The following is a 4,873-nucleotide window of genomic DNA, read 5'->3' as shown; positions in this document are numbered from 1 at the left end:
CCGGCGGCGGCTGAGCCAAGCCAGGCAATGCCCGCAGCGAGAATGGCAAACAGCAGACTGATGGCCAGCAGCCAGCGGTTACGCAGGCCATCATTCAGCTCTTTAATGGCAATATTCCAGACTTGTATCATTGCGATTTCTCCTGTGCCGGAACGACCGCAAAATGGCGGTACAGATCGTCAAGGGACGGCGGGCTGACCTCCAGATCGGCGGCTTCGCTGCTGTTTATCAGGGTGTTAAGTAACTCCCGGCGGGCGCCGTTGTGCGTTAAAACTTCAAGAGCATCGCGGCCAATACAGCGGGAATCGAAGCCGAGGCCGGATAACCGGGTTTGCCAGTGCTCCGGTTCCGAGAGGCTGCCAAGGCGAATGCGCGTAGGCAGTGCTACCTGACGGCGTAATTCACTCAGGGTACCGACAGCCTGTAACTGACCACCGGCAAGAATGGCGGCGCGGCTGATATAAGGTTCAACACCGGGTAACACGTGAGAGCAGAGAATAATGCCGGTGCCGTTCTGACGCAGCTCGTTCAGTAATTGATAAAGTTCCTGCGTGGCTACCGGGTCAAGACCGACGGTCGGCTCGTCCAGTAATAACAGACGTGGATTTGCCAGCAGCGCCTGAGCCAGCCCCAACCGCTGACGCATACCTTTGGAATAGGTTTTTACTTTACGTGTAGCGGCATGGGTCAGCCCGACTTTTTCCAGTAATTCTCCGACCTGATGATGAGCTGCACCTTTCAGGCGGGCAAAATAAGTCAGTGTTTCCTCTCCGCTTAATTGCGGATAAAACATAACGTTTTCCGGCAAATAACCAAGCCGCTTACGGACTTCGGTATGATCCGGAGTATTACCAAACACCTGAACATGGCCGCTGCCGGGCGCGAGCAGGCCGAGGATCATTTTCATGGTGGTTGTTTTGCCGGCACCGTTATGGCCGAACAAACCAAGTACTTCACCTTCTGCCAGATGCAGAGAAAGGTTTTTTATAACCTCCATCCGGCCATAAGCAAGACTGACATTCTGCAGTTCTACCAGGTTCATTTTATGGGGCCTCTGTCAGCGGTGGGCGCATCAGGGGAAAGCTGTCCCGCACGCCAGGGGATTTAACGACCGGAAACGCTTGCTGTACCCAGCGCAGTAATTCAATGGCCGGGCTGTTCAGTAATAAACGCATTTGTGGATAAAGCCACAGTAAGCGGTCGATATTGTCGTTTGGTTCGTAAATCAGATCGCCGATGTCATCGACATTCCGGTCCCAGCCAAGATAATCGCTCCAGTAATTTCCGCGGCCATTTTCGGACCATTCCTGGGTTCGGGTTGCGACATATTTAACTTGCTGTTGATTAGCGATAAAGGCATTGCCAAAGATTTTATTGTCTTCAGAGCCGGCGGTAAGGTGAATACCCATCACGCTGTCGGCAAAGTAGTTGTGGCTGATGGTGTTGAATACGGAGTTGTAGATAAACAACGCTTTGCCTTCAGCTCCCTGAATCATGCTGTCGCCGGTGCTGCCGCTGATCACCCCCTGCACTCTGTTGTTGCTGATGGTGGAGTAGGTGATGTAGTTCATCAGAATGCCGTAGTTCTGATCGTCTTCAGACAGATTATTGCGTACATCCAGATTACGGCTCTGCATCAGGGCATAACCGGTGCGGGTGCGGCGGGTTGTGTTGTTATGCACCACATTGTTATTGGAAAACATATAGTGAATTCCGTAGCGCAGATCTTCCAGCACGTTACCGGTCAGCGTGTTGTGGTTGGAGGTGTCGATGTAGATGCCATCCCGGGTGTGGCGGATAACGTTGTCGGTCACACTGGCCTGACGGACAGAAAACAGATGAATGCCATTGCCACGGTCCTGTGAGCGCACAGTGTCATCGCCGCTGATCTGATTGCCGTGGATTTCAATATGCTGGCTGGTATCGGCCCAGATGCCGAATCCGGCCCCTTGCAGATGATTATTCAGCAGACGTACATGGTCGGCCCGGGCAGCAACAAATATGGCTGAATCCAGATCGGTGAGGTTACGTCCCCAGTTAATAATATGGCAGCCTTCAAGGCTGACTTCGGCGGCGGTAATTTTCACCGCATGGCCCTGCGCCCCGGCGTCGATGACGGCGTTGGCTGCACAGCGGATGTGGCCGGGCTGATCAATCAGAAAATTCCCCTGATAGTGACCGGCGGGTAAAACCAGAATATCCCCCTGCGGTTGCAGCGGTAATGACTGGTACTGGGCCTGCGCACCGGCACTGGCCAGCAGCAGTAAAAAAAAGACAGAAAGGATCATAGTGTCCCGCAGTTGTGGAGGGGCGGCGGGCATCACTGCCCGCCGCCAGCCGATCAGGCTGGTTCAACCAGCATTCGACCTACCATCTCCATATGCAGAGCATGGCAGAACCAGTTGCAGTAGTACCAGTGCATACCCACTTTGTCGGCCACAAAGGTAACTGACGCAGTTTGCTGTGGGCTGATTTCCATGGAGACACCATGGTTCACCATGCAGAAACCGTGGGTAACGTCTTCGATCTGGTCCAGGTTGGTGATGATTACGGTAACCTCATCGCCCTGTTTTACCTTGAACTCGTTAATGCCATAGGCTGGCGCTACCGAGGTCATGTAAACCCGGACTTTATTACCATCACGGATAACCTTGTTGTCGGTTTCCAGATTGATTCCATCCTTTTTCGCCATGGCGGTGGTGCCGGCAAAGAAAGGGTCATCCCGTTTCCAGATTTTCCGGGTACGGATCTGATCACGGCGTGCCATGGTGCAGTCATGCGGTTCTGCGAAGGTTGGGCCATCGTGCACCAGTTTCATTTCTTCACCGGAAATATCGATCAGCTGATCGTTTTCCGGGTGCAGTGGGCCAACCTGCAGGAAGCGGTCTTTGGAGAACTTGCACAAAGCAACCAGCCACTGGCCATCAGCTTCGCTGGTTTCGCACAGCGAGGCATGAATGTGACCAGGCTGATACTGCACATCCAGTTTCTGCTTGATGTAGTTAACCTTTTCACCTTTATAGGCACGTACCGCATCGGCCATATTCCACTTCACGACCTGACTGTCGATAAACAGTGTGGTGTAGGCATTGCCACGACCATCGAAGGTAGTGTGCAGCGGTCCAAGGCCCAGTTCCGGTTCTGCAGCAATGGTGTCACGCGGATCTTTGATTTTGCCGTTAAACAGGTCTGGCAGTCTGGCAATTTCGATCATGGATACAGTTGGTGACAGCTTGCCGTTGGCAATAAAGTACTTGCCATCGGATGAGGTGTTACAGCCATGCGGGTTTTTCGGTACAGGAATATAACGGGTAAACTGGCTGTCTTTGTCGCCTTTTTTACGGCCATCCAGCACCGGTACTTTAGAGTCGCCCAGAGTGGTGAATTTACCGGCTTTAACCGCTTTTTCTGCAGCCTGGATATCAAATACCACAACCCAGTCACGTTCATTACGCATCATGCCGCCCAGATCATAGGCTTTTTCTGAGTTGTAACAGGTGGAAGCAGCAAAGCGGCCTGTGTAGTCGGCATCACAGTTGTCCAGGTTACCGTCAACCATAATCTGAAATGCCATTTCCATGCTTTCTGCGTCAATGACGTTAAACATGGTGTAGCTGTAATCGGCCTGCAAATCGAAATGTTTGCCATCGTTCGGATGTGGCATAACAAATTCAGCATTAGCAAATACATACTTGGTGTACGGTGCTTTCTGCAGACGCAGTCCGTGGATCGCCTGAACATTAGGCACGGTCAGCATCTTGTCACACTTCATAATATCCAGGCGGATACGGGCTACACGGCTGTTGGCTTTATCGTTGATAAAAACGTATTTGCCATCGTATTTGCCATCTTTCATGGAGATGTGCGGATGGTGACAGTCACCATTCAGGAACTTCGCACTATCGCCCATTATCGCCTTACTTTCGTTGGTGATGCCCCAGCCGGTAGCCGAGTCGATATTAAATACCGGAATCCGCATCAGTTCGCGCATGGATGGAATACCCAGTACGCGCACTTCGCCCTGATGACCACCACTCCAGAAGCCGATGTAATCGTCCAGTTCACCTGGCTCTACATGGTATTTCTTTTTGGCGTCCTGAGCGGCAGCGGCAAAGGCCTCGCGGCTCATTACTGCAGAACCCAGGCCGGCTGCGCCGACCAGTGCCGCACCGGCACCCGTCAGAGCACTGGCACCGAGAAATCCGCGGCGGCTTAGTCCGGTTTTTTCTTTTCCGGGTACATTTTTATTGCTGTCATCTGTCATGGTCTATCTCCTTGAACAAGATTGGCTTCTTCAGTTTTGCGGATCCATCTGTACCACCGGGATACGCTGTGGAACGGGTTTATTTCTTTGCTGTTTTTTACGTTTAGCAACCAGTGGCGGACATTTATGATCGTTGTGATATGTCATCTGGCAATCGAGGCAGTAGTGACATTCGTTATGATTAATATGACCATCGGGATGAATGGCCTGTATCTCGCATTCATTGGCGCAGAGCTGGCAGGGCTGGCCACATTCTTTGCGGCGTTTCAGCCAGTCGAACAGGCGGGCTTTACTTGGTATTGCCAGGGCAGCACCCAGAGGACAGATATAACGGCAGTAGACTTTGCGCGTAAAAATATTGATAACCAGCAACAATACAGCGTAGAAAACAAAGCCCCATTCGCGGCTGAATTTGAGCATGATGGCGGTTTTAAAGGGTTCCACTTCGGCATATCGTTCTGCGGTAGAAAGTGACTCCAGAGACAGCCCGAATAAACCCAATAAAATAATGTATTTAACGGCCCATAAGCGTTCGTGCAAAGCAAAGGGCAATTCATACTGGCGGATTTTTAATTTACGGGCGGCTTCGTTAATCAGCTCCTGCAGAGC

The 4,873-nt window shown here is 51.9% G+C and carries 4 protein-coding genes and 1 pseudogene; all 5 read right to left on the bottom strand.

Annotation, left to right across the window (positions count from 1 at the left end):
- Window positions 1-131: pseudogene (locus B3P58_RS20760) on the bottom strand (ABC transporter permease); the annotation flags it as partial.
- The gene (locus tag B3P58_RS05540) at window positions 128-1,042 is read right to left on the bottom strand and encodes an ABC transporter ATP-binding protein (protein WP_286716450.1); all 915 of its coding nucleotides are present in this window, start codon (window positions 1,040-1,042) and stop codon (window positions 128-130) included. The pseudogene B3P58_RS20760 and the gene B3P58_RS05540, both read right to left, overlap by 4 nt.
- 1 nt (window position 1,043) lies before the next feature.
- Window positions 1,044-2,288, bottom strand: a complete 1,245-nt coding sequence (locus B3P58_RS05535) for a nitrous oxide reductase family maturation protein NosD (protein ID WP_145468002.1) — start codon at window positions 2,286-2,288, stop codon at window positions 1,044-1,046.
- Window positions 2,289-2,341: 53 nt separating this feature from the next.
- Entirely contained in the window at window positions 2,342-4,264 is a 1,923-nt protein-coding gene (nosZ, locus tag B3P58_RS05530; RefSeq protein ID WP_286716449.1) for a TAT-dependent nitrous-oxide reductase, read from the bottom strand.
- Window positions 4,265-4,294: 30 nt separating this feature from the next.
- Window positions 4,295-4,873: 4Fe-4S binding protein (locus B3P58_RS05525; RefSeq protein WP_286716448.1), on the bottom strand; the 579-nt coding region annotated here is incomplete at its 5' end.

It is taken from the genome of Thalassolituus sp. UBA2009 (assembly GCF_002335285.1).
In the GTDB taxonomy this organism is placed as follows: Bacteria; Pseudomonadota; Gammaproteobacteria; order Pseudomonadales; family Oceanobacteraceae; genus Venatoribacter; species Venatoribacter alkanivorans.
This window is presented reverse-complemented; position numbering and strand designations above follow the sequence as displayed.